The 20996-nt window shown below is 46.6% G+C and carries 23 protein-coding genes; 9 read left to right on the top strand and 14 right to left on the bottom strand.

The window, feature by feature from the left end; genetic code table 11:
- Window positions 1–41 precede the first annotated feature (41 nt).
- Both EAT1B_RS13135 and EAT1B_RS13130 read right to left on the bottom strand, forming a co-directional pair.
- Complete coding sequence (locus EAT1B_RS13135) at window positions 42–956, bottom strand: CAP domain-containing protein (protein WP_015881039.1); 915 nt, start codon at window positions 954–956, stop codon at window positions 42–44.
- Window positions 957–969: 13 nt separating this feature from the next.
- Window positions 970–1422, bottom strand: coding sequence for a MarR family winged helix-turn-helix transcriptional regulator (locus EAT1B_RS13130; protein WP_015881038.1), 453 nt, complete (start codon window positions 1420–1422; stop codon window positions 970–972).
- 117 nt (window positions 1423–1539) lie between these two features.
- Here EAT1B_RS13130 and EAT1B_RS13125 point away from each other — a divergent pair, with 117 nt between their 5' ends.
- A complete protein-coding gene (locus EAT1B_RS13125; protein WP_015881037.1) occupies window positions 1540–1953 on the top strand; it encodes an organic hydroperoxide resistance protein in 414 nt (137 codons plus the stop codon).
- 94 nt (window positions 1954–2047) lie between these two features.
- Complete coding sequence (locus EAT1B_RS13120) at window positions 2048–2890, top strand: metallophosphoesterase (RefSeq protein WP_015881036.1); 843 nt, start codon at window positions 2048–2050, stop codon at window positions 2888–2890.
- A gap of 28 nt (window positions 2891–2918) precedes the next feature.
- Here EAT1B_RS13120 and EAT1B_RS13115 read toward each other — a convergent pair whose 3' ends face one another.
- The 3 genes from EAT1B_RS13115 to abc-f all read right to left on the bottom strand — a co-directional run bounded on the left by EAT1B_RS13115 (window position 2919) and on the right by abc-f (window position 6401).
- A complete protein-coding gene (locus EAT1B_RS13115; RefSeq protein WP_015881035.1) occupies window positions 2919–3821 on the bottom strand; it encodes a cation diffusion facilitator family transporter in 903 nt (300 codons plus the stop codon).
- Window positions 3822–3933: 112 nt separating this feature from the next.
- Entirely contained in the window at window positions 3934–4692 is a 759-nt protein-coding gene (locus tag EAT1B_RS13110) for a hypothetical protein (RefSeq protein ID WP_015881034.1), read from the bottom strand.
- Window positions 4693–4703: 11 nt separating this feature from the next.
- On the bottom strand, window positions 4704–6401 hold the full coding sequence (abc-f, locus tag EAT1B_RS13105) for a ribosomal protection-like ABC-F family protein (protein ID WP_015881033.1): 1698 nt from the start codon (window positions 6399–6401) through the stop codon (window positions 4704–4706).
- Window positions 6402–6768: 367 nt separating this feature from the next.
- Between abc-f and EAT1B_RS13100 the strand changes: the two genes are divergently transcribed.
- The 3 genes from EAT1B_RS13100 to EAT1B_RS13090 all read left to right on the top strand — a co-directional run bounded on the left by EAT1B_RS13100 (window position 6769) and on the right by EAT1B_RS13090 (window position 9196).
- Window positions 6769–7674 carry an MBL fold metallo-hydrolase gene (locus EAT1B_RS13100; protein WP_230872783.1) on the top strand — a complete coding sequence of 302 codons (906 nt, stop codon included), beginning with the start codon at window positions 6769–6771 and terminating at the stop codon, window positions 7672–7674.
- A 61-nt stretch (window positions 7675–7735) separates the two neighbouring features.
- A complete protein-coding gene (locus EAT1B_RS13095; protein WP_015881031.1) occupies window positions 7736–8569 on the top strand; it encodes an aldo/keto reductase in 834 nt (277 codons plus the stop codon).
- 12 nt (window positions 8570–8581) lie between these two features.
- On the top strand, window positions 8582–9196 hold the full coding sequence (locus EAT1B_RS13090) for a PH domain-containing protein (protein WP_015881030.1): 615 nt from the start codon (window positions 8582–8584) through the stop codon (window positions 9194–9196).
- Window positions 9197–9240: 44 nt separating this feature from the next.
- On the opposite strand, the gene EAT1B_RS13085 is transcribed toward EAT1B_RS13090, so the two are convergent.
- A complete protein-coding gene (locus tag EAT1B_RS13085) occupies window positions 9241–9759 on the bottom strand; it encodes a DUF1836 domain-containing protein (protein WP_015881029.1) in 519 nt (172 codons plus the stop codon).
- Window positions 9760–9886: 127 nt separating this feature from the next.
- Here EAT1B_RS13085 and EAT1B_RS13080 point away from each other — a divergent pair, with 127 nt between their 5' ends.
- The 3 genes from EAT1B_RS13080 to EAT1B_RS13070 all read left to right on the top strand — a co-directional run bounded on the left by EAT1B_RS13080 (window position 9887) and on the right by EAT1B_RS13070 (window position 12637).
- Complete coding sequence (locus tag EAT1B_RS13080) at window positions 9887–10531, top strand: hemolysin III family protein (protein ID WP_015881028.1); 645 nt, start codon at window positions 9887–9889, stop codon at window positions 10529–10531.
- A gap of 88 nt (window positions 10532–10619) precedes the next feature.
- Window positions 10620–11315, top strand: coding sequence for a DsbA family oxidoreductase (locus tag EAT1B_RS13075; RefSeq protein WP_015881027.1), 696 nt, complete (start codon window positions 10620–10622; stop codon window positions 11313–11315).
- A 104-nt stretch (window positions 11316–11419) separates the two neighbouring features.
- Window positions 11420–12637, top strand: coding sequence for an MFS transporter (locus tag EAT1B_RS13070; protein ID WP_015881026.1), 1218 nt, complete (start codon window positions 11420–11422; stop codon window positions 12635–12637).
- Window positions 12638–12995: 358 nt separating this feature from the next.
- On the opposite strand, the gene EAT1B_RS13065 is transcribed toward EAT1B_RS13070, so the two are convergent.
- The 7 genes from EAT1B_RS13065 to EAT1B_RS13035 form a co-directional block, all read right to left on the bottom strand.
- On the bottom strand, window positions 12996–13610 hold the full coding sequence (locus EAT1B_RS13065; protein WP_015881025.1) for a hypothetical protein: 615 nt from the start codon (window positions 13608–13610) through the stop codon (window positions 12996–12998).
- Window positions 13607–14212, bottom strand: a complete 606-nt coding sequence (locus EAT1B_RS13060; RefSeq protein ID WP_015881024.1) for a hypothetical protein — start codon at window positions 14210–14212, stop codon at window positions 13607–13609. The genes EAT1B_RS13065 and EAT1B_RS13060 overlap by 4 nt, the downstream gene beginning before the upstream one ends.
- Window positions 14157–15674 carry a hypothetical protein gene (locus EAT1B_RS13055; protein ID WP_015881023.1) on the bottom strand — a complete coding sequence of 506 codons (1518 nt, stop codon included), beginning with the start codon at window positions 15672–15674 and terminating at the stop codon, window positions 14157–14159. The genes EAT1B_RS13060 and EAT1B_RS13055 overlap by 56 nt, the downstream gene beginning before the upstream one ends.
- Window positions 15675–15824: 150 nt before the next feature.
- Entirely contained in the window at window positions 15825–16919 is a 1095-nt protein-coding gene (locus tag EAT1B_RS13050) for an MBL fold metallo-hydrolase (RefSeq protein ID WP_015881022.1), read from the bottom strand.
- 196 nt (window positions 16920–17115) lie between these two features.
- A complete protein-coding gene (locus EAT1B_RS13045; RefSeq protein ID WP_041917994.1) occupies window positions 17116–17679 on the bottom strand; it encodes an SCO family protein in 564 nt (187 codons plus the stop codon).
- Between the two features lie 28 nt (window positions 17680–17707).
- Window positions 17708–18121, bottom strand: a complete 414-nt coding sequence (locus EAT1B_RS13040; protein WP_015881020.1) for a disulfide oxidoreductase — start codon at window positions 18119–18121, stop codon at window positions 17708–17710.
- 1 nt (window position 18122) lies between these two features.
- Window positions 18123–18779, bottom strand: a complete 657-nt coding sequence (locus EAT1B_RS13035; protein ID WP_015881019.1) for a DsbA family protein — start codon at window positions 18777–18779, stop codon at window positions 18123–18125.
- Between the two features lie 122 nt (window positions 18780–18901).
- Between EAT1B_RS13035 and EAT1B_RS13030 the strand changes: the two genes are divergently transcribed.
- Window positions 18902–20494 (top strand): diguanylate cyclase domain-containing protein, encoded by a 1593-nt coding sequence (locus EAT1B_RS13030; protein WP_015881018.1) that lies wholly within the window; start codon window positions 18902–18904, stop codon window positions 20492–20494.
- Window positions 20495–20539: 45 nt separating this feature from the next.
- Here EAT1B_RS13030 and EAT1B_RS13025 read toward each other — a convergent pair whose 3' ends face one another.
- A complete protein-coding gene (locus tag EAT1B_RS13025) occupies window positions 20540–20926 on the bottom strand; it encodes a DUF6241 domain-containing protein (protein WP_041917993.1) in 387 nt (128 codons plus the stop codon).
- Window positions 20927–20996: the final 70 nt, after the last annotated feature.

Genomic DNA, 20996 nt, shown 5'->3' with positions numbered 1-20996 from the left:
CAAACGAAAGAACGCGCTAAATTCGTCATTAGCGCGTTCTTTTAACGTGGTGTAATGAAGTTAATTGTATAGAAAGGACTACCGTCGTCGTTGTAAGCGAGCCCGACGGCAGCATGGGTGAATCGTGGCTGCATGATGTTCTCACGATGCCCTTTCGAGTTCATGAGTCCCCAATGCGCATGGAACACGCTCATCTGTCCCATCGCCAAGTTTTCGCCGGCCATCGAATACGAAAGTCCCGCTTCGTCCATTCGATTGAACGGGTCTTGTCCTTCTGGGTCCGTATGGCTGAAGAAGTCGTTCTCCGCCATGTTCTGACTATGCGCCCGAACGACCGGATAGAGTGGTTCGTAGTCAGCTAGAGCATTTAAATCAAATTTCTCCCGATCCCAATTCATGAGAATACGCATCAACTGCTCATTGGCGACCGTCCCCTCTTTCGACAAGTCACCATAGTACCCCTCACTCGCCTCTTCGACACGGCGGTCGACCGACAAGATCCCTTTCAGGAGGTCATCATCATGCTGGTCAAAAAAGAAAGTGACATACTGACCATCGATTGCAAAAACGGAAAACGATGGATCGTCTGGAATCAAGTATCGATTCAGTCCTTTATTATACGAAGTCACTGCCTCGAAGCCGATGTCCTCGACTTGATCACGGGTCGTTTCATTCAGTATAAGACCTCGATACGTGCTACCTGTCTCGAACTGATAGAATCCTTTTTTCGCACCGTCCTCATCAATCAGTTCAAGTCCGCGGTCACCGCCACGTTCGACCAAATACCAGTCATGCCCGGCATACTGACTTGCGAACTTTGGCGCGTCTGTCGCTCGTTCGGTCGCCACCTCAGACTCCACCTGAATGCTCGTCGGGGCAGAGACGTTCGGCATCTCATATTGCCAAGCCATATAGAGTCCAATCCCCATCAAGAGGATGATCAATTTTCGAAACATGGCTCCTCCTTCCTTACTGCTCGCGCAGACGCTCCCCGAAATCGTGTAGTCTCGTCTTGATATCGGTGAGCATCTCCATGTATGCGACATACGTCGCTTCGTCTATATTCAGCATACCACTTACTTGTAACGGCACATCCGCCGCCTGCTCACGCAACGCGCTACCGTCCTCTGTCAAACGAACGACGATTTTTCGTTCGTCGTCGGTGGCACGACTCTTCTCCACATAGCCGATTTGGATGAGCCGCTTGATGAGCGGCGACAACGTCCCAGAGTCGAGCGTCAACCGCGACCCGAGTTGCCGCAAATCAATCCCATCCTCTTCCCATAAGACAAGCATCACGAGATATTGACTATACGTCAGGTTTAGCGGTGCTAAAATTGGGCGATATAACCGGGTAAGCTCTTTTGAGGCGGTATACAATTGAAAACAGATTTGATGTTCTAACTTTAACGATTGGTCCATACGTAATCCTCCGTACTCTTCTTTAGCCAAGCATATCACTTGCGAAACTTTTTGACTGCTCTATAATTTAAATTGTGCACAACTTAATTGTTAAAAATGAAATGGAGGAATTCAATCATGAAATCACTATTCACAGCATCAGCAACAGCAATCGGTGGCCGCGAAGGTCACGTGAAATCAACTGACGGCGTCATCGACATGAACGTCTCGATGCCTGGCGCGAAACACGTCGACGGTGCGACAAACCCGGAACAACTTTTCGCAGCTGGCTATGCGGCTTGCTTCGGTAGTGCCCTCAACCTCATCATCGGAAAAGAACGTGTGAAGACAGACGGTTCAAGCGTCACAGGTCACGTCACATTAAACCAAAACGATGAAGGTTTCTTCATTTCAGTTGAACTTGAAGTCGAAATCAAAGGTGTCGACCAAGCGACAGCAGAACGCCTCGTCGAAGAAGCACACCAAGTGTGCCCTTATTCAAAAGCGACGCGCGGCAATGTCGACGTCAAATTGACAGCAAAAGCAGCATAATCTTTCATCCCGCTCGTAGGAGCGGGATTTTTTTTGCTTAACCCTGCCTATCGGAGTAAGATTAAAGACACGATTAGGAAAGGAGGGAGCACTGATGAAGAAGCATAAATCGACTCTACTGTTTGTTGTACTTGGCATCTTGTTGTTCACGGCGACGTACAACGGGTTGACCGTCCGCACGTATGACGTGACGTCCGATAAACTGTCAGCAGACGAATCACTCCGCATCGTGCTCCTCTCCGACTTACACAGCGCCTCATACGGTTATAAGCAGTCGATTTTGATCGACCAGGTCCGTGCGCAGAAACCAGATCTCATCGCCTTACCTGGTGATTTACTGGACCGATATCGTTCACCTGAACCCGCATTCGAACTAATCGAAGGGCTTGAAGGAATTGCGCCGATGTATTTCGTGACCGGTAACCATGAAATCGATGGATCGGATGACTATGTCCGTCACGATGTGAAAGACGTGTTTCGCTCATATGGCGTCAATGTTCTCGAAGACGAATGGGAGACGGTCACCATCAACGGAATCGACCTCGTTATCGGCGGGCTAGAAGATCCTCTTCGTGGGTTCAGAGAAAATATTTATACGGATTGGGATGCGGAGTCGACTGCGGCGATGCAGGAGATCGCCCCGGACGAGACGTTCAAGGTGCTTCTCTCCCACCGTGCCGAACAAGTCGATACGTATGCCAAACTTCCATTCGACCTCGTCTTATCCGGACATGCTCATGGCGGGCAAGTGAGAATCCCTTACTTGATGAACGGATTATTCGCACCTGACCAAGGATTCTTTCCTGAATACGCAGGCGGACTCTATGAGCATGGGACGTTTACCCATATCATCGGCCGTGGATTCAACTACAGTTTCAATATCCCACGCATCTACAATCCACCAGAGATTGTCGTCATTGATGTGAACGGAAAATAACGGACACTCGCCTGAGTGTCCGTTCGATTTACCAAATAATTCGTTCTTCACAGCATTGTCGTTCCCGTTCAATCTGGACCGTCGAGCGTTCGAACGTCCCGTATTTCCGAATTCGTTCCGTCACTTGCCGCAAAATATCTTGGTCATCCGTCTCTTCATCGATCAAGACATGACATGTCGCCGCATGCTCGCTCGACGAGATGGACCAGACATGAAGATCGTGAACTTCCTTCACCCCTTCGATGCCCGCAATCTCTTCTTGCATCGCCCGAACGTCAATCTGTTCCGGCGACCCTTCCATCAAGATATGAATCGCATCGCGTGTCACCCGATAGCCACTGATTAAAATCAATATCGCGACAAAGGCGCTCGCGACCGGGTCCGCCCACGTCCATCCGAACAACATGATGAGGATCGCTGCCGTGATGGCTCCGACCGACCCGAGTAAATCTCCGAATACGTGCAACAACGCACTCTTCACGTTCAAATTATCTTTCTCCCCGCGCATTAAAATCCAGGCAGCAAGGATATTGACGAGTAGCCCGATGATGGCGACGACAAGCATCCCACCGCTCAAAATTTCTGGCGGTGCGCTTAGTCGCTGATACGCCTCAAATAGGATATAGACCGAGATGACGAGTAGTGTCACCCCGTTGATGAATGCCGCTAGTATTTCAAAACGTCGATACCCGAACGTCCGACTTGGCGTCGCCGCTTTCGCCCCAAATCGGACAGCTAGGAAACTGAGCCCTAACGCCGCCGCATCTCCTAGCATATGCCCCGCATCCGATAACAGCGCCAAACTATTCGTCCATAGCCCGCCGATCACTTCGACGACCATGAACGCCGCAATCAAGAGAAAGGCGAGTAAGAGTGCCCGCTGATTCGTCGAATGATGGTGATGGTGGTCGTGATCATGATGATGTCCCATAACTGACTCCTCCTTCTACTGTTTATCTTATTCCATTTTAACCAAACATTCAAACGTTCATTTGAATGAAAAACGATAAAAAAACGGGAGAAATGAACTCTCCCGCTTTGTCTCATTTTTGCTCCAAGCGGACGCGCATGACGCCGCTATAAGGGAACAGTTTCAATTGGACCGTCTCACCCTCGAACCAGATTCCGGTCGCTTGTTCGCGAGTCGGTTGTACGTCTGGCGTCGCTGTTGCTTGTTTGTCCCAATCAACGGCCCGTACTTTTTGGTCCCGGACCATGAGGAAAAATCCATCATAGAAATGATACTCGTTCACTTGGTCACGTTGAACGGCAGAAGGACTGCCGAGCTCCGCACGGACGGTTTCGAGATCTTTTCCAATCCAGTCAAGGACGGACTCCGAAGCGTTCGGGACGACTTGTTGCCAAGCGGCAATCACCTCGTCATCCGATAATGCTGTCGCTTCTGTCGTCACACTCTCTTCTGTTACCCAGCCGGTCAACCGCTCGTTCAACTGAACTTTCACAAATCCACTAACCGTCTCCAACCGTTCAAATCGATCACCCAAGTCGGCTTCATAAACGACCGTGACCCGGTCATCCGCGTATACTTTCGTATACGGTTGTTCGATATAGATGGTATCTGTCGATTCGGTCTCAGCATCAGCCGGTTGTTCCGACTCGGAGTCGACCATTTCCGTGGCAATCTCATCAGATTCTGGTAAAGCCGAGTCCTGCTTTTTGTCAATCAGGGCCGCGAAGGCGATGATTCCGACCAAGGCGAGCACTAGTGCCAATGCCGTCGTGATGCGGAACACGCGTTTACGCTTCCGCGTCGTCGCACGCGACAATCTTCCTCCATTCATGTTCTTCACTCCTACTCGATTCGATTCATTTCACTCGTTTCGTCAAATGGTAGGAGGTTTCCTGCTTCATCAAAAAATTTCAATTCATCTTTTGTCAATTCGTCCATCGTTCGGACCATCTGTTCGACATCGACCGACTTACCGGTGTCATCGTTCTCACGTATGACAATATGTTCTCCTAATTCAATCGTGCGCGAAGTCAAACGATGAAAGTAGCGGTCGTGGGAAATCAACAATAATCCACCCGGATAGACGGACAACGCCGCCTCGATTTGTTCGCGTGTCGCCACATCCAAATAGTTCGTCGGTTCATCTAATGCCAACAGATGGGCATCCGAGAAATACAAGATGAGAAAGGCGATTCGACACTTTTCTCCCATGCTCGCCTCGGTAATCGGTCGGTGCACTTCATCTCGCCGGAACAAGAAGTGAGCGAGCAACGTTCGCGCCTCCGTCTCTCCGATCTCACTATTGGCGAGTAACGCCTCAAGTAACGTCCCGGTCTCCGGGAGACGCTCGAGCGTTTGAGAGAAATATCCGATCTTCAGACGAGGATGTCGCTTGATCACACCCGAATGCGGCGCTCGTTCACCGATCAGCACGTTTAATAACGTCGTCTTTCCGCTTCCGTTCGGTCCGGTGATCGAGATCCGCTCTCCTTTATTCATCGAGAAGGAAAACGGTTCATAGAACGGATTGTCGTATCCAAACGTCACATCCTCACACGTCAGCCACGTCTTCGCTTCGAGCTCATCCGCTGCAAAACGGACGGAGATGGATTTCTCCTCTTTTGGTTTTTGTGGACGATTGTCTTCGAGCTGCCTTAACTTCTGTTCTCTTGCCTTCATTTTGATGGCGAGATTGGCCGCTCCTTTTTGCGCTCCCGGACTGCGGACACTCGCTGTCGCTTTCGCCTTCAAATGCCACCCTTTGTATTGGGCAATCATCTCGAGCAGTTCTGCCTTTCGGTTCTCGTATCGAGCATGGGCTCGCTCATCACGCACGCGTTCTTCTTCTTTTTGATGCTTATACGCCGTATAATTTCCCGGGTATCGAGTGACTAGACCGCCTGACAGTTCAAGAATGGTCGTTGCGACATCGTCCATCAGTTGACGGTCGTGTGAGATGATGAGCACCGTCCCCTTGAACTGATTCAACCACTTCGTGAGCCAGTCGATCGACTCGAGATCGAGATGGTTCGTCGGTTCGTCGAGCAGGACGAGGTCCACCCGCTTCATCGTCAGTGTTGAGAGCTGAGCTCGCGTCTTCTCGCCTCCACTTAGCTCGTTAATGTTTCGGAAGAGGTGCTCCTCCAGCCCAAGTCGAGTCAATGCTCTTGTCGCCTCTTGTTCCAAGTTGTACACATCGAGTGCGAGCGCCCGTTCATAGGACCGCATGACACGCATCTCGTCACCAGAAGAAACATCTTCATAGAGCGCATATCGTTCTGGATCACTGCGCATCGTCCACTCAAGTACGGTCATGTCTGTCGATTCGATCGTCTGTCGGACGAGTCCGACCTCGCCAAGACATTCAATCTTCCCGGCTTGCGGGGTCAACTCCCCGGTCACGAGTCGGAAGAGCGTCGTCTTCCCGCTCCCGTTCAGTCCGAATAATACGGCACGCTCTCCAGCCGTGACCTCGAACGAGACCGCGTCAAATAATGGTTTCCGGTCATAGTCAAACCGGACTTGTTTTACTGCTAACATCTGTTTCACCTCGCTTATGAATCCGATACGCGATGAAACAAAAAACACCATCCGCTTCAAAGCGGTGGTGTGAAGGAATCCGTTCAAAGAGGAAAACGAGCGCTTCCCGTATTTGAAAAAATGGACACACTTCACCCGTGACTGTTCAAGCGAACAGTGATGATTCGTCTCATCGTTGGAGTGAACGTGTATTTTTCATGGCACGGTATACCTCTCTTTCCTAAGTTACTGCCACCTTATCAAATTGAAAGCGGATTCGCAAGAGTGTACCCCACAATCTCCCATTTTTTCTACTCCTTTAGGCGGATGCGGTGCATCTGTCCTCGCGATATGATGACAGTATATTCGAACAGTGAGGTGATGCATGATGCGTCGACGCATCCTCGTTCCGAGTGCCGTCTTGGCGAGCGTCGGAACGTTTCTCTATACACGATTCAAACGACGGCTCCCCCGTCCGCGCTTTAAATGGCCGGAACGTCCAGAACTGACAACCATTGATGAGACGCATGTGCAGGCAACGTGGATCGGGCATTCGACAGTCCTCATTCATTGGTATGGGCTCAAGATTTTAACGGACCCCGTCTTCTCAAAACGAATCGGTGTCCATCTCGGACCGCTGACAGTCGGCATGAAACGTCACACCGCTCCGGCCCTCTCCATTGAGGAGGTCGGCCCGGTCGATGTCATCCTACTCAGCCATGCCCATATGGACCACTTTGACCATAAAAGTTTGAAGCGACTCATCACTCGCGAAACGATTGTCGTCTCTGCTCCTGGGACGAGCCGCCTGTTGCGCCGATACCCAAGTCTGCAGACGCTCGAACTGCATCCACATGACAAAGTGACACTTGCGAACGGGCTCGATGTCCGCGCCATTCCCGTCAAGCATTGGGGCAACCGTTTTCCGTGGGACAAACATATGGGCTATAACGGGTATTTGCTCAAATACAAAGGGATTCGTATGCTCTTCGCAGGAGACACGGCGTATACCGACTCCTTCAAAGGACTTGCTGACCGTGAACCGATCGACCTCGCCTTCTTCCCCATCGGTGCCTACCAACCGGACTCGTTCCAGGAAGCGCACTGTACTCCGGAACAGGCTTGGATGATGTACAAAGAGAGTGGAGCGAAGCGTTTCTTCCCGATGCATTGGGACACGTTCGTCCTTTCTTATGAGCCTGTCGAGGAACCGTATCATCGTCTCGTCGCGGCCGCAAAACTCGACCGTGACCAAATTGTGATCAAGGCGCACGGGGAAAGCATCCGTCTGTAGTTTTTCCTTTCCCTTCATCCAAAATTTCGGTAACGTTATAGACGAGAGGGAGGGATTTTTTATGGAATGGACGACGTTGAATAATGACGTCAAGATGCCGATGCTCGGGCTCGGTGTCTATAAGGTCGAAGATGGCGCAGTGACGGTCGATACGGTCAAAGCTGCGCTCGATGCAGACTATCGATTGATTGATACGGCTGCGATTTATCAAAATGAAGAGAGTGTCGGACAAGCGCTTCGTGAAGCAGGCATCCCACGGGAGGACGTCTTTGTGACGACAAAGCTTTGGAACGAGTTCCACGGATTTGACGAGGCGCTCCAAGCGTTCCAGGATAGCCTAGATCGGCTCGGTCTCGAATATGTCGACTTGTTCCTCATCCACTGGCCGATGCCTCGTTTCGGTAAATTCGTCGAAACGTACAAAGCACTCGAACAGTTGTATGAAGAAGGACGCGTCCGAGCAATCGGAGTCTCGAACTTTGAGATCGAGCATTTGGAACAAATTATTCAATCATGCTCAATCGTCCCGGCCGTGAACCAGGTCGAGATCCATCCATATTTGTCTCAGAAAGAACTGATTGCATTCTGCAAACGATATGACATCCAGATTCAAGCGTGGAGTCCACTCATGAAAGGACGCGAAGCGCTCGAAGATGAGACGATCGTCAAGATTGCGAAGGCTCACGGCAAGTCGCCGGCCCAAGTCATTTTGCGTTGGCACTTACAGAACGGCGTCGCCGTCATCCCAAAATCCGTCACACCGAGTCGAATCAAAGAAAATATACAGGTATTCGACTTCACATTGACGAAAGAAGAGATGGCGGCCATCGATGCGCTCAATCGTGATGAGCGGACCGGCTCCGACCCGAAAGAGATGCATAAAATCCATTACTGAGGAGTGAATGACATGTTCAAAAAACTGGCTTCTGATTTGACTGGCTTCAGCGACATCGGTGAGGTGATCGACCCGTCCGATTTCGATAAGGCGGACTCGGATGATTATGTCCTCCATGAGGATAACGAAAAGATCTACTTCTTGATCAAATCAAAATCGGATGAATACTGCTTTACAAACTTAGGTATGATTCACCTTGATGGAACGAGCGCGATGAGTTCGAAACGAGTTCTGTATCGTTACCCTTACGCACACTATCCGATTAAGCACGTCATGTTCGAGACGGCCGGCACCGTCGACCTCGATGTCGAAGTCAAATTCACAATCGGCGACAAGCCATACTCAATCGATATCAACAAGAAACAAATCGAGCACGTGAAAGATTTGTACAAGGCACTCCTCGCGATTGAAGAGATTCAGCGGGAAGGCCGTCGCATGATGGAGTATGCAAACACATCATTGACTCACTCCGTCTCGATCTTGAGCGGACTCCGTGAAGGTGACATGAACGTGCCGAACACGTTCAAGGAATTGAACGAGCAATCGTTCGATTGGCTACAACGTCACTATCATGAATGGAACCGTAAAGACTTCGGTACGGTTTACGAGAAGTACATCAATAACTAAAAAAACAACTCCTCCACAGACGATTCGTCCTCGGAGGAGTTGTTTTAGTTCTCATCAATCAATTGCTCGGCCAATCGCTGATACAAGTGGCTCATATGCACGGCAGACGCGATGGCAAGCGTTCGCTTAACACCGCCCTTATCTTCGAGTGATGTATTTAATAGCGTGTCCGCCTGGGCTTCAAACGCTTCTAGATTCTTCACTTTCTGCGCCTGATACGCTTCGTAGAAGTCTTCAAGTGAGAACGTCTCATCCGACTCATTCAACGGTCGGAGCGTCTCTTTGATGTCACTGATCGACAAGAGACCTTTCATCTCATAAATCAAACTGAGTAACATCAAATGTTCGTTCGTATACTTTTTATTTTTGACGGGATGAAACAACTTGCCCTTCGCATAGTTGTTGATCATCGTCTTCGTCAAAATGGTCTCATCCTCGTTTCGCTTCATCTTCCCATAATGCTGCTCGAACAACTGGATGACCTGGTCCATGTATAAATCAACGGTCGGCAATACGTCCCGTGGGAGTGTGCCTTCCGTTTCAGTAATGTTCTTCGCTTTCATCTATCTCACCTCACTTCCTAAGTATAAAGAAAACTTTCATTTGTCGAAAGGTACACCTTGCTGTTTGTTCCTCTTCAGTATATCATGTAGTTATCGATACTACATGATGTGATAAGGAGTGTTTTACATGCATTCGATTTTCCGTGAACCCATCAACGCACTGACGCATCTTGCCGGTGCGGTACTCGCTTTCATCGCGCTCATCGCGATGGTCGTCAAAGCCTCGTTACTCGGCTCGCCACTTGCCATTATGGCCGCGATTCTTTTCGGGATCAGCCTCGTCTTTCTTTACTTATCGTCAGGTCTTTACCATAGCATCATCGCCTCACCGAACGTCATCGCTTTCTTCCGGAGAATCGACCATGCGATGATTTACGCGTTGATTGCGGGTACATACGCACCGCTCACGTTACTCGCGCTCGAAGGACCGACGCGGTGGGTCCTCTTCGGTACCGTACACGCACTCGCCTTGTTCGGCATTATTTTTAAACTCGTCTGGTTCCATGCCCCTCGTTTCTTGTCGACCGCGCTCTATATCGGGATGGGATGGTTGTCAGTTTTCTTTATCGGACCACTCCATAACGTGATCGGCAACGCCGGTATCTTCTGGCTCGTCCTCGGGGGCGTCATGTATACGATTGGCGGACTCATTTATGGGTTCAAACCAAAATTCGTCAACTGGCGAGGATGGGGGTTCCATGAAGTGTTCCATCTGTTCATCTTGTTCGGAAGCTTCGCTCACTTCGTCTGTGTATTCTGGTACGTCTTTTAAGTCCTCCTCGTGGAGGGCTTATTTTCATGAGCCGTTTCCTGTACTTTGAATTCAAGATTTCCTACACTAAGGACAGGAGGGATTCATCATGAAAATTGAAGTATGGTCAGATTATGTCTGCCCGTTTTGTTATATCGGGAAGCGTCGTCTAGAAGAGGCGCTCGAACAGTTCCCACAGGCAGATCAAGTCGAAGTCGAATTCAAGAGTTTCGAGCTCGACCCGAACGCCCCGACGGACGATTCACGTACCATCTATGAAGCGCTTGCTACGAAGTATGGCATGCCGATCGAACAGGCGAAAGGGACGACGGCTCAAGTCGCTGCACAAGCCCGCGAAGTCGGACTCGATTATGATTTTGAGAACATGGTCGTGACGGGGACGCTCGACTCGCACCGTTTGACGCATTATGCGAAGACGGTCGGGAAAGAGAAAGAATTGTCGGAAGCGTTGCTTCAGGCGTACTTCGTCGATGCGAAACACATCGGGAATCACGATGTGCTGCTTGAAATCGCGACAAGCGTCGGACTCGATTCTGACGCGGTTCGTGACGTCTTGACGACTGACATGTATACGGAAGACGTACGTGTCGAAGAAAAACGCGCGAGCGACCTCGGCATCACGGGTGTGCCGTTCTTCGTATTCGACAACAAGTACGGGGTGTCCGGTGCTCAGCCGACAGAAGCGTTCACGCAAGTGCTCGAAAAAGTCTGGTCTGAGAACAACCCGACAATCCAAGTCCTTTCGAACGGTGCGACGTGCACTGACGACAACTGTGATATTTGATTTTTGATTGATGAAGAAGCCGACGTTCGGCTTCTTTTTTGTGGTATTCTTCACCCTACTACTTGATAATAGTGATTAGCATATAAGAATCGAGGACTACATCTATGTGGAAAAATCGGAACGTCTGGATCATCTTGACGGGCGAATTCGTCGCCGGTCTTGGTCTATGGCTCGGCATCATCGGGAACTTGGAATTTATGCAAGACCGCGTCCCCTCTGACTTTGTGAAGGCGGTCATTCTCGCCATCGGCTTACTTGCCGGGGTCGCCATCGGTCCGCTCGCAGGTCGCTTGACCGACCAAGGTTCTAAGAAAAACATCATGCTCATCTCGAGCATCGTCCGGGCGCTCAGCGTGATCTTCATGTTCGTCGCCATCGAGACGAATTCGGTCGTGTGGATGGTCGTCTTTTTAATCATCTTACAAGGGTCGGCCGCTTTTTACTTCCCTGCCCTGCAGGCAGCGATTCCGCTCATCGTGAAAGAACGGGAACTTCTTGCCTTGAACGGCGTTCATATGAATGTGTCTACCTTGTCGCGTGTCATCGGGACGGCGATTGCAGGTGTCCTTTTGACACTGATCTCGCTCCGTAACGTCTACGCGCTCTCGCTCGTCGCCTACCTGTTGCTAGCGGTCGCGACGCTCTTCTTGAAACTTGATGAGACGAAAACGCCCTCGGCGAAAAAGGTCGATGCGAAAGCGTCGAGCGGTTTCAAAGACGTCTTCCCAATCATCAAATCGATTCCAGTCATCTTCATGACACTCGTCATGACGCTCATCCCGCTCCTCTTCATCGGAGGATTCAACTTGCTCGTCATCAATATCAGTGAGTTGCAAGATTCGACGGCGATTAAAGGATGGATTTATACGGCAGAGGGACTCGCCTTCATGACAGGTGCCTTTATGATTAAACGGATCGGAGAAAAATTCTCGGCGTTCTCGATTTTATTCTCGTTCTCGTTTTTAATCGGTGTCGCCCAACTGATGCTCTATTTTGCGGACATCCCGTTCATGTCCATTGCTGCATTCGTCCTCTTCGGCTTCTCGGTCGGCTGTTTCTTCCCGACAGCCGTCACGATTTTCCAGACACGGATGCCAAAAGAATATCACGGGCGCTTCTTCTCGTTCCGAAACATGCTCGACCGGATCATCTTCCAAGTCGTCCTTCTCGTGACAGGATTCTTCCTCGACTTGATCGGACTTCAGCTCATGGTCGTCTTGTTTGGAATCAGTTCGATTGCGATGACAGCCGCGTTCCTCGTCTATACGCGTAAACACAAACTGCATATCGAAGAAGATGCTACAGAGAAGATGTCTTCCTAACAAAAAAACAAGCGGTGACCGAGGTCATCGCTTCAAAATATATGATCAATTAAAGTGTATAATTTTTTTCGTAAAATCAGAATTCTAATTAATACTTATAAAATTTCTTCCGATATATTCATCTACGTCTGCGGGAAATTCACAACTAATTAAAAATTCTGACAGAATAGAAACAATACATGATAAAAGCTTTATATCGTTCACAATATTTTATGAAAAAAATTATCGACTATCTTAATCAATCATTTAATAATTTAGACATCCTTTTCATTACAGTTGATGATACAACAAAACGTTCATTTCATTTCGTCTGAAACGGACGTTTTTTCTAATCACGGTAAAAATAGTTAACTTCAGTTCACTGCTCTACGCTCGTTTGCTCAATAGCATTTAACTCATTATTAACAGCACATTCAACTTCACTTCTAATAAGATTTTTAATTAAGTCATCATCACATAGAGACATTATATTATTTGAAATTTCCCATACTTTAAAGTATAGTTCGTATAATCTTTTTATATCTTTATTATCTTTATTCGATAAAATTATAGATTTGTAATTTTCGACTTTTAATATATAAAAATATATTTCATGCAAAAGTTCATCTTGTTTAGAATCAAAATTACGATTACTCTTTAAAAAGATTTCTTTATATACTAAAACTGAAATTAAATTAAGATGTCTGTCTGCTTCAATGGATATAGACTTCATCAACTCTTTCATCTTTTCATCACTACAGTAATTTTCTTTAAAGTCTTCATCACTTAGAATTATAATATTTATGTCATTAAAGATTTTCAAGACTTTCACCGTACGAGACAGGTAAAGTAAATTATCTTTTAATTCCTTACCTAGTAATTTTTTTGCCTTCCTCACTTTAATCTTGTCTTTAAAATATTCATTTACATTGCGAACAACTGTAACAAAAATTGCTGACAAGAGTGAGCTTACTATTATCCACGGATCAATCAATTTTTTCTACTCTCCAATAGATCGTTTTTCCATTTTTCATAACTTGGTTTAAAGAAAGATGGACGGTTTTTCATCTCTATTAACGCTGTTACCATATCTGTTTTTTTGGCAATATCATTCTCTATCTCCCGTGAAACGCCTCCTTCACCTTTATAGTTAAAAGAAGAGTCTTTTGCTACTAATCCTGATTTAAGTTGAAAATCAATTTCAAAAAATATCGGCACATCTACTAGACCTTCTTCAATTGCAAATTTTAAATCTATATCTTTTTCACAATTACAATCTTCATCACAAACAAAGTTCTCTAATTCATTTTCATATAAAAATGAATCAGTACCGCTTGAACAGGTATAACGATATTTGATTTTAAGAGTTCTATTGTCAGGTATAGAGCTAATATAAACAAAAAATACTAGAGCCTTAGAAATATCGATATTCGTAACTCTTGCAAATTTGTATGGATTTAAAAAATCATGTCCAGCAGCTATTTCTGCAAACATAAAAACTTCAATTTTTTCGTAATATTCATTGAAAGGGAAAAATTTTTCAAATTCCGGATTCTCTAGATACAATTTCTCTAAATTTAGTTTTAATAAGTTCATGAATTAACAACCTGCTTTCTGCCAGTTTAAGAATATTTTTTTCTTTAGATGCTGTACTATTCTTTTTAGCAAATTGAAAATATACAAAATTAAGGTGATCATTATAATGCGAAATTTTAACTTCTTGTGAGATTTTCTTATCATAAATTTCAACGGATTTTCTTAGACCTAATTCTGTTAATAATTTTATTGAGTCAATTACCTCTTGAAGATGCCAGTAGAAATCTGATGTGTAAACTGGTTTACGTTCATTATTTTTTGTTGTTGATTTTGTGACCGCGAAATCTCTAACGGTAAAATAAAAAATGAAATCTTCAAAGTTATTAACAACGTGTTTGTTTTGTTTTAATTTAGAAAAAGCAATCATATTCTTTAAAAATTTGACGCTAGTTATTAAGTTGGAAGAATCAATCTCGGGAAAATCCTTTGCTAATATTTCTTTGAATTTTTCGTTGTCATTTAACGTTTCTTCTTCTAATACTTGTTTAAGTAATTTTTCGCGGTCTTCTTTAAAGTATTGATACATCGCAGCTTCAAAAGGGGATTTATTGAAAGCTTCTTGCTCGGAATTAGCTATGATTTCTATATCATTATCCGATACATTTTCATTTTCTTTGATTGATGATACCATCTGATTTACTTGTGATGACGACAAACCCTTCGATATCGAATGGATTAAAACAACATCTTTCATTATATTTTTAACCCGGTTGTACAGATTCATTAGAGCAGTTGCCTCAGTTGCAAATTTCTTTTCTATTGATACTTCATCATTTGATTGAATAGAAATAATCTTTTCATGTTTTTCTTGTTTGCAGAAATCAGATATAACTGAATCATTGTACGATATTTCAAAAAAGTCATTTTTAGTATCAATGACGTACTGAACAAATACAGCTTTTTCACTACCTTTGTTGTGTACAGAAGTAATACCTAACTTTTCTACAATCTTCACTTCATTTTCAGAATTATAAATTGCAATATAGTCATTATTGTTTAGGTCGATACTTCCAATTAGTGTATTTTTAAATAGTACAGGTTTTATCCCAGTAAATTTCTCGATAGCTTCGTACTTAATTTCTTCAACGCTACTTTCTAGCGTAATGCCATATACTCTTCTAACATTAAAATGATAGTTTAATACCATTAAAAATTTTTCTTGAAAATACTTTATAAACTGTTCACCTTCAATGAACAATTCTTTAATAAGAATGTTTCTGTACATCCCTACCGTCTTACCCTCTACTTTATGTTTCTTTTTTAAGATGAAAAGTACTTCAGCACCGACATTTCCTCTTTTTACGAAACGGGTTTTCCGAACTTCTTCTATTTTTTGCTTGTATTTTTTTTCAAAAAAATCTGCTTTTTCATTTACCATGCCTTCAATAATTTCTTCCAAGCTGTCAATTTGTATTAAGTTCAGAACCGCATTATTGATATTTATTTTTGACGTAGTTTTCATTTCCTCAACCTCCACATAACAACGCATAGTTTTATGTTACTATTTATGTAAAGAATTATCCTTTTTCAATAATTTAATTTTGAAGAATCGTAAGACAATTTTCGACAATTTCAACTTAATTTAGTAACAAAAAACAAGCGGTGACCGAGGTCATCGCTTGTTTGCGTCTTCGAGCTCTCGCCACCACGTCGTCGTATCATTCCGACCGTCGAGCGTGATCCGCTCTCCGATTTTTGGAGTGAGGACGACTTCTTTTGGTAAAAGAGATGACATCTGTTCCGCCGGATCGAACCAGTCGTGGAACGACAGCGTGAACGCCCCCCAATGGATCGGCATCATTTGATCGGCGCTTAAATCGCGAAACGCTTGCGCTGTCTCTTCCGGCTGCATATGGACGTCTGGCCAGCGCACGTCATATTGCCCGCATTCAAGTGCGGCGAAATCAAACGGTCCGTACTGTTCGCCAATCATCTTGAAATGCGGCGCGTAGCCACTATCCCCACTGAAGAAGAGACGGTCTGTCTCGCCGAGGACGACCCATGACGCCCATAACGTGCTGTTGCGGTCCGTCAGCGAACGACCGGAGAAGTGACGTGCCGGCGTACAGACGAACGTCCAATTCCCGAATGTATACGACTCGTTCCAATCTCTCTCCACGATTCGCTCTGCCCCGACACCCCATCGTTTCAAATGACTCCCTACCCCGAGCGGTACGATGAACATGGCGACCTTGTCTTTGATGGCAAGAATCGTTCCATAATCGAGATGGTCGTAATGGTCATGCGTCAATAAGACGACATCGATTTCGGGCAAGTCCTCGAGTTCGAACGGCAAGTCTTCACTGAAGCGTTCGTTTTTAGCGAACGGGAGTGGGGATGGGCTACGTCCAAACATCGGATCGACGAGCATCGTCTTCCCGTCCATTTGTACCATGAGCGCCGAATGACCGAGCCAATAGATTCTTGTGAAGCTCGAGCCCGTCTTCTCCTCAAAATCGATTGGCACGATCGGAAGACGTTCGGTAGGCTTACGCAGTGACGTCACATCACGATAGTCGCGCGCCATCGACACCATGTCTTGCGCAGAGAAGTTCATCGGTGTCTCATATTGATTACGGAACTTTCCATTGATCCGGTTCGGAGATTGAAGCGATTTCGGCTTTCGTCCGAGTGGTTTGTACTGTGTCAGAATCGTTCCAGTGACAGCCGCCATTCCAACCAATGAGAGCAACATCGTCTTTTTCATGTAGGTCCTCTTTTCTAATAGTTCGTTGAATTGATTATAGCGTGCCTTCGCCGTTTCTATACGAGAAAGTATGTCGATTCGCCTATCTTTCAAAAAAATGGCGTGCTCTTCATTGAGCATTCTGGTTATTCCATTATATCAGGTCTCTTAAACCAAAAAGACCTGCCCACCCGTGTTTGGTGGAGCAGGACTTCGGTTAAGATTTTTGCAAGATTTTAATGTCGTTGATGATGTCTTCGGTCGGAACGTTTTGGAAACCAGGATACGCCTTGATGATTTTTCCTTCCTGGTCGACCAAATAGAAATACGTGCCGTGGTCGACTTGTGTACCTTCGTCAGGCTTCCGGACGAGCGCCTTGAAGTTCTGTTGGGCAAACGTTTCAATCTCGTCTTGCGAGTAGCCTGAGAGGAACTGCCAATCTGCTTTCGCAAGGTCATAGCCACTCATAAACTCTTTCATCTTCTCCGGAGTGTCCACCGTCGGGTCGACGCTGAAGGAAACGAATTGCACGTCTTCGACGCCCTCTTCTTCAAGCGCTTCATTTAGCTTTGTCATATTGTATGTCATCGGTGGACAGACTGTCTCACAGCTTGTGAAAACGAAATCCGCCATCCAAACTTTCCCTTTTAAATCGTCAAGACTGACCATTTCTTCATCTTGATTCGTATATTCGAACGCTTCGACTTCCCAGTTGAGCGGGTCCTCAATCTCTTGCCCGCATCCTGCTAGGACGATGAGCATCGTCGTCAAACCAATCATCCACTATTTCTTCACACATGCCAACTCCTTATCGCTTTTTGACGTTCCACATGAGGATCGTGATGAGCGTGAAAGCTGTCAATGCGAGGAACGGGATCGTGATGAACCCGAGCCAGTTAATGTATTGACCGCTACACGGAACTCCTTGTGCACAAGGTTGAATTTCTGCAAAACCTGGCACTTTCTGTACCAAGTAATGGTAAAGTGATACGAAACCGCCTATGATAGTAAGCGGTAACACATATTTCCGAACCGCCCGATCGTCCGTGAAGACGGCAACTCCTAAGAGGATGGTCAGCGGATACATAAAGATACGTTGAATCCAACATAGCTCACATGGCACGAACTCCCGAATCTCACTGAAGTAGAGACTGCCGAGCGTCGCCGTCAACGAGACGAGCCAAGCGAGGTATAACCCATACTTTTCGAGAAATGATTTCATCTTACAAATCCTGCTCGATCAGCTCTTGGATTTTTTCGTAATCGAACGGGTCTTCGAGCATCACACCGTTGATCATGATAGACGGCGTGAATTGAACACCGTTCTCTTTTACAAGACCATCGTCCGTACTGACTTTTTCAAGTACGGTCGATTCTTCCCCAAGGTCTTGCTCAAACTTCGCCAAGTCGACCGATGTCGTCTCGCTTGCGATTTCTTTCAGCTTCTCGACCGTCACCCATGCATTATCGTGTTGTTGTGATTCCGGTTGCGCATCGTAGAGCGCCTTATGGAACTTCCAGAACGACTCAGGGTCTTGCTCGTATACCGACTCGGAAGCGAGGGATGCCAAGATCGATTCTTGTCCGTGGAACAAGACGTTAATATAGCTGAAGCTGACGTCTTCCTTGTCGAGATAATCCGCTTTCAGTTGCGGGTAAATCGTTTCACCCCACTGTTTACACGAAGGACACTTGTAATCTCCGAACTCGACGACCGATATTTTTGCGTCCGGGTTTCCGAGTGTCGGTTGTCCTTCAATCGAGACGTGATCGCCACGTTCAGCTGTCGTCGACTCATCTTGGTTGAGTAAGACGAACACCAATGCGATTAATGCGACCGCAACGATGGTCAAGATGACCAACAATTGATTCTTTTTCATTCTCTTCACCTCTATCTATTTTGACTCGTCTTTCATTATAGCGGAAGCTCTTCTTCCTATCATGATATCGACTCGTTTTTCATAATTCTCTTTAATTCAAGCTTTAGGAGGTTTATTTACGCATGATCAAGTCTTTTACGATGCGCCTCGGACTCATTTTGGCGCTCAGCATTGCCACGCTCGTCTTTTTACTGACGATCGCACTCACTTCCCTCATCAGTCACCGGGCATCTGACGCGCTCGAGAAAGAAATCGGGGAACGCCTCTCGACAACATCACATCAATTGGCGGACAAACTCGATTTTTATATGTGGTCACGCTATCAAGAAGTCCAACTCTTACAAGGCCTTGATTTAGAGGACCGAGATGAAACACGTCGACTCCTCGATCAAGTCCAGACGAACATCCCCGCCTTCTCTTGGATGGGCGTCACGGATGCGGACGGGACCGTCGTCGCTTCGACGAACGGGATTCTCGAGGGAGCCTCGATTGCCGAACGACCGGTTTATCTCGAAGCACAAGATGCCCCCTTCATCGGAGATGTCCACGAGGCGGTCCTCTTAGCTGAATTATTGCCGAATCCGACGGGGGAACCGCTCCAATTCGTCGATATCAGTGTCCCGCTATTTCAGGACGGCTCGTTTCAAGGGGTACTGGCCACTCATTTAAGCTGGACCTGGGGGAAAGAAGTGCTCGAACATTTCAATCGAACGCTCCATGAACAAGTCGATGACACGGATTTATTCGTCGTCAGTGGACGAGACAACGTTGTACTCCTCGGTCCAGACGACATGGTCGGAAACCCACTCCCTGTATCTTTTACAGAAGGAGCCTCCGTGAAAGAATGGGATGACGGTCAAGACTATCTGACAGGTATGTCGATCGGAGAAGGGTATGATGAATATCCTGGACTCGGTTGGCAGGTCGTCGTCCGTCAGCCGACGGCAGTCGCGTTTGCACCGGTCGAGACACTTGAAACGAGAATTCTATGGATTGGTTTATTGGCCTCACTCGTGACGGCTGTGCTCGGTTGGCTACTCGCTTCAATCGTGACGAGACCGTTGAAGCGAATCACCGAAACGGCTTCGCTCATGGAACAAGGGAAAGCGAACACGTTCCCGCATCAATCAGGAATCGAAGAGATTGAATCGCTCGCGTTCGCGCTCGAATCGCTCGTCACCTCCCTTACGGAGTCCGAGTCGGAACGGGTACACTTTGAAAAACTAGCGAATCGTGACGCACTGACCGGTCTTTCAAATCGGGTCGCCCTACGTGAACAGCTGAATCAACTACACGCCTCGAAAGAACCGTACGTCTTTTTCTATCTCGATCTCGACGGCTTCAAGGCGGTGAATGATACATATGGTCATGCGGTTGGGGACGAGGTATTGGTCGAGGTCGCACACCGGTTACAGGCGCTCCCCATCGAGGAGGTTTACCCCGTCCGATTGAGCGGAGATGAGTTCTTCCTCATGTTCCCAAGGACTGAGCGTTCGACCCAACAGATTCGGGAGGTCGGAAGCACACTCATCGAGATGATTTCTGAACCGATTACGCTAGACATCGTATCGGTGAAAGTCGGGGCTAGTATCGGGGCATCCATTTGGAGTCCACCGGAACCACCACACATTGCCATCGAACAAGCGGACGACGCGTTATATCGGTCAAAAGCGAACGGGAAACATCAACTTTCTTTCCATGAGTCGCTTTCGTGACGTCGTTTCTCCATACGAAAAGGAGTTCGTGATGAACTCCTTTTCTTATTCTTCCGTATTCGTATTCACGTCTTCTTTCTGTTCTTCCTCTTCTGGCATCGGTTCTAAGTCCAGCGTATACACGTATTCCCCCCCAAAGTTATTCAAGATGAACAACTCTTCTTCCGCACGTGTCGCCAGTCCGTTCGAGAATCCGATGGCGGCATACATTTCCTCTAACAAAACGTCCTGCTCTTTATCGATTTCATCGAAGATGGCTTGTTCCCAGCGTTCAATAATACCTCCGAGTTGAAGATAGTCATCGTTTTTGATTTTATTCTTGTCACGCAACAACTCCAAATAGTCACGAACCTCTTTCAGATTGTCATGCGTCATCGGGATGGCACCCGCTTTTTCTGTCGCCAAGATTTTTTGATGGGTCTTCAGATGCATTGCATCGACGAGATTCTCTTTACTCGTTGATTTCCATCATAAATATTTACTCAACAAAAAAACCTATAAT

The organism is Exiguobacterium sp. AT1b, assembly GCF_000023045.1.
In the GTDB taxonomy this organism is placed as follows: Bacteria; Bacillota; Bacilli; order Exiguobacteriales; family Exiguobacteriaceae; genus Exiguobacterium.
Note: the sequence above shows the minus strand (reverse complement) of the source record. Positions and strands in the feature narration are given on the sequence as shown.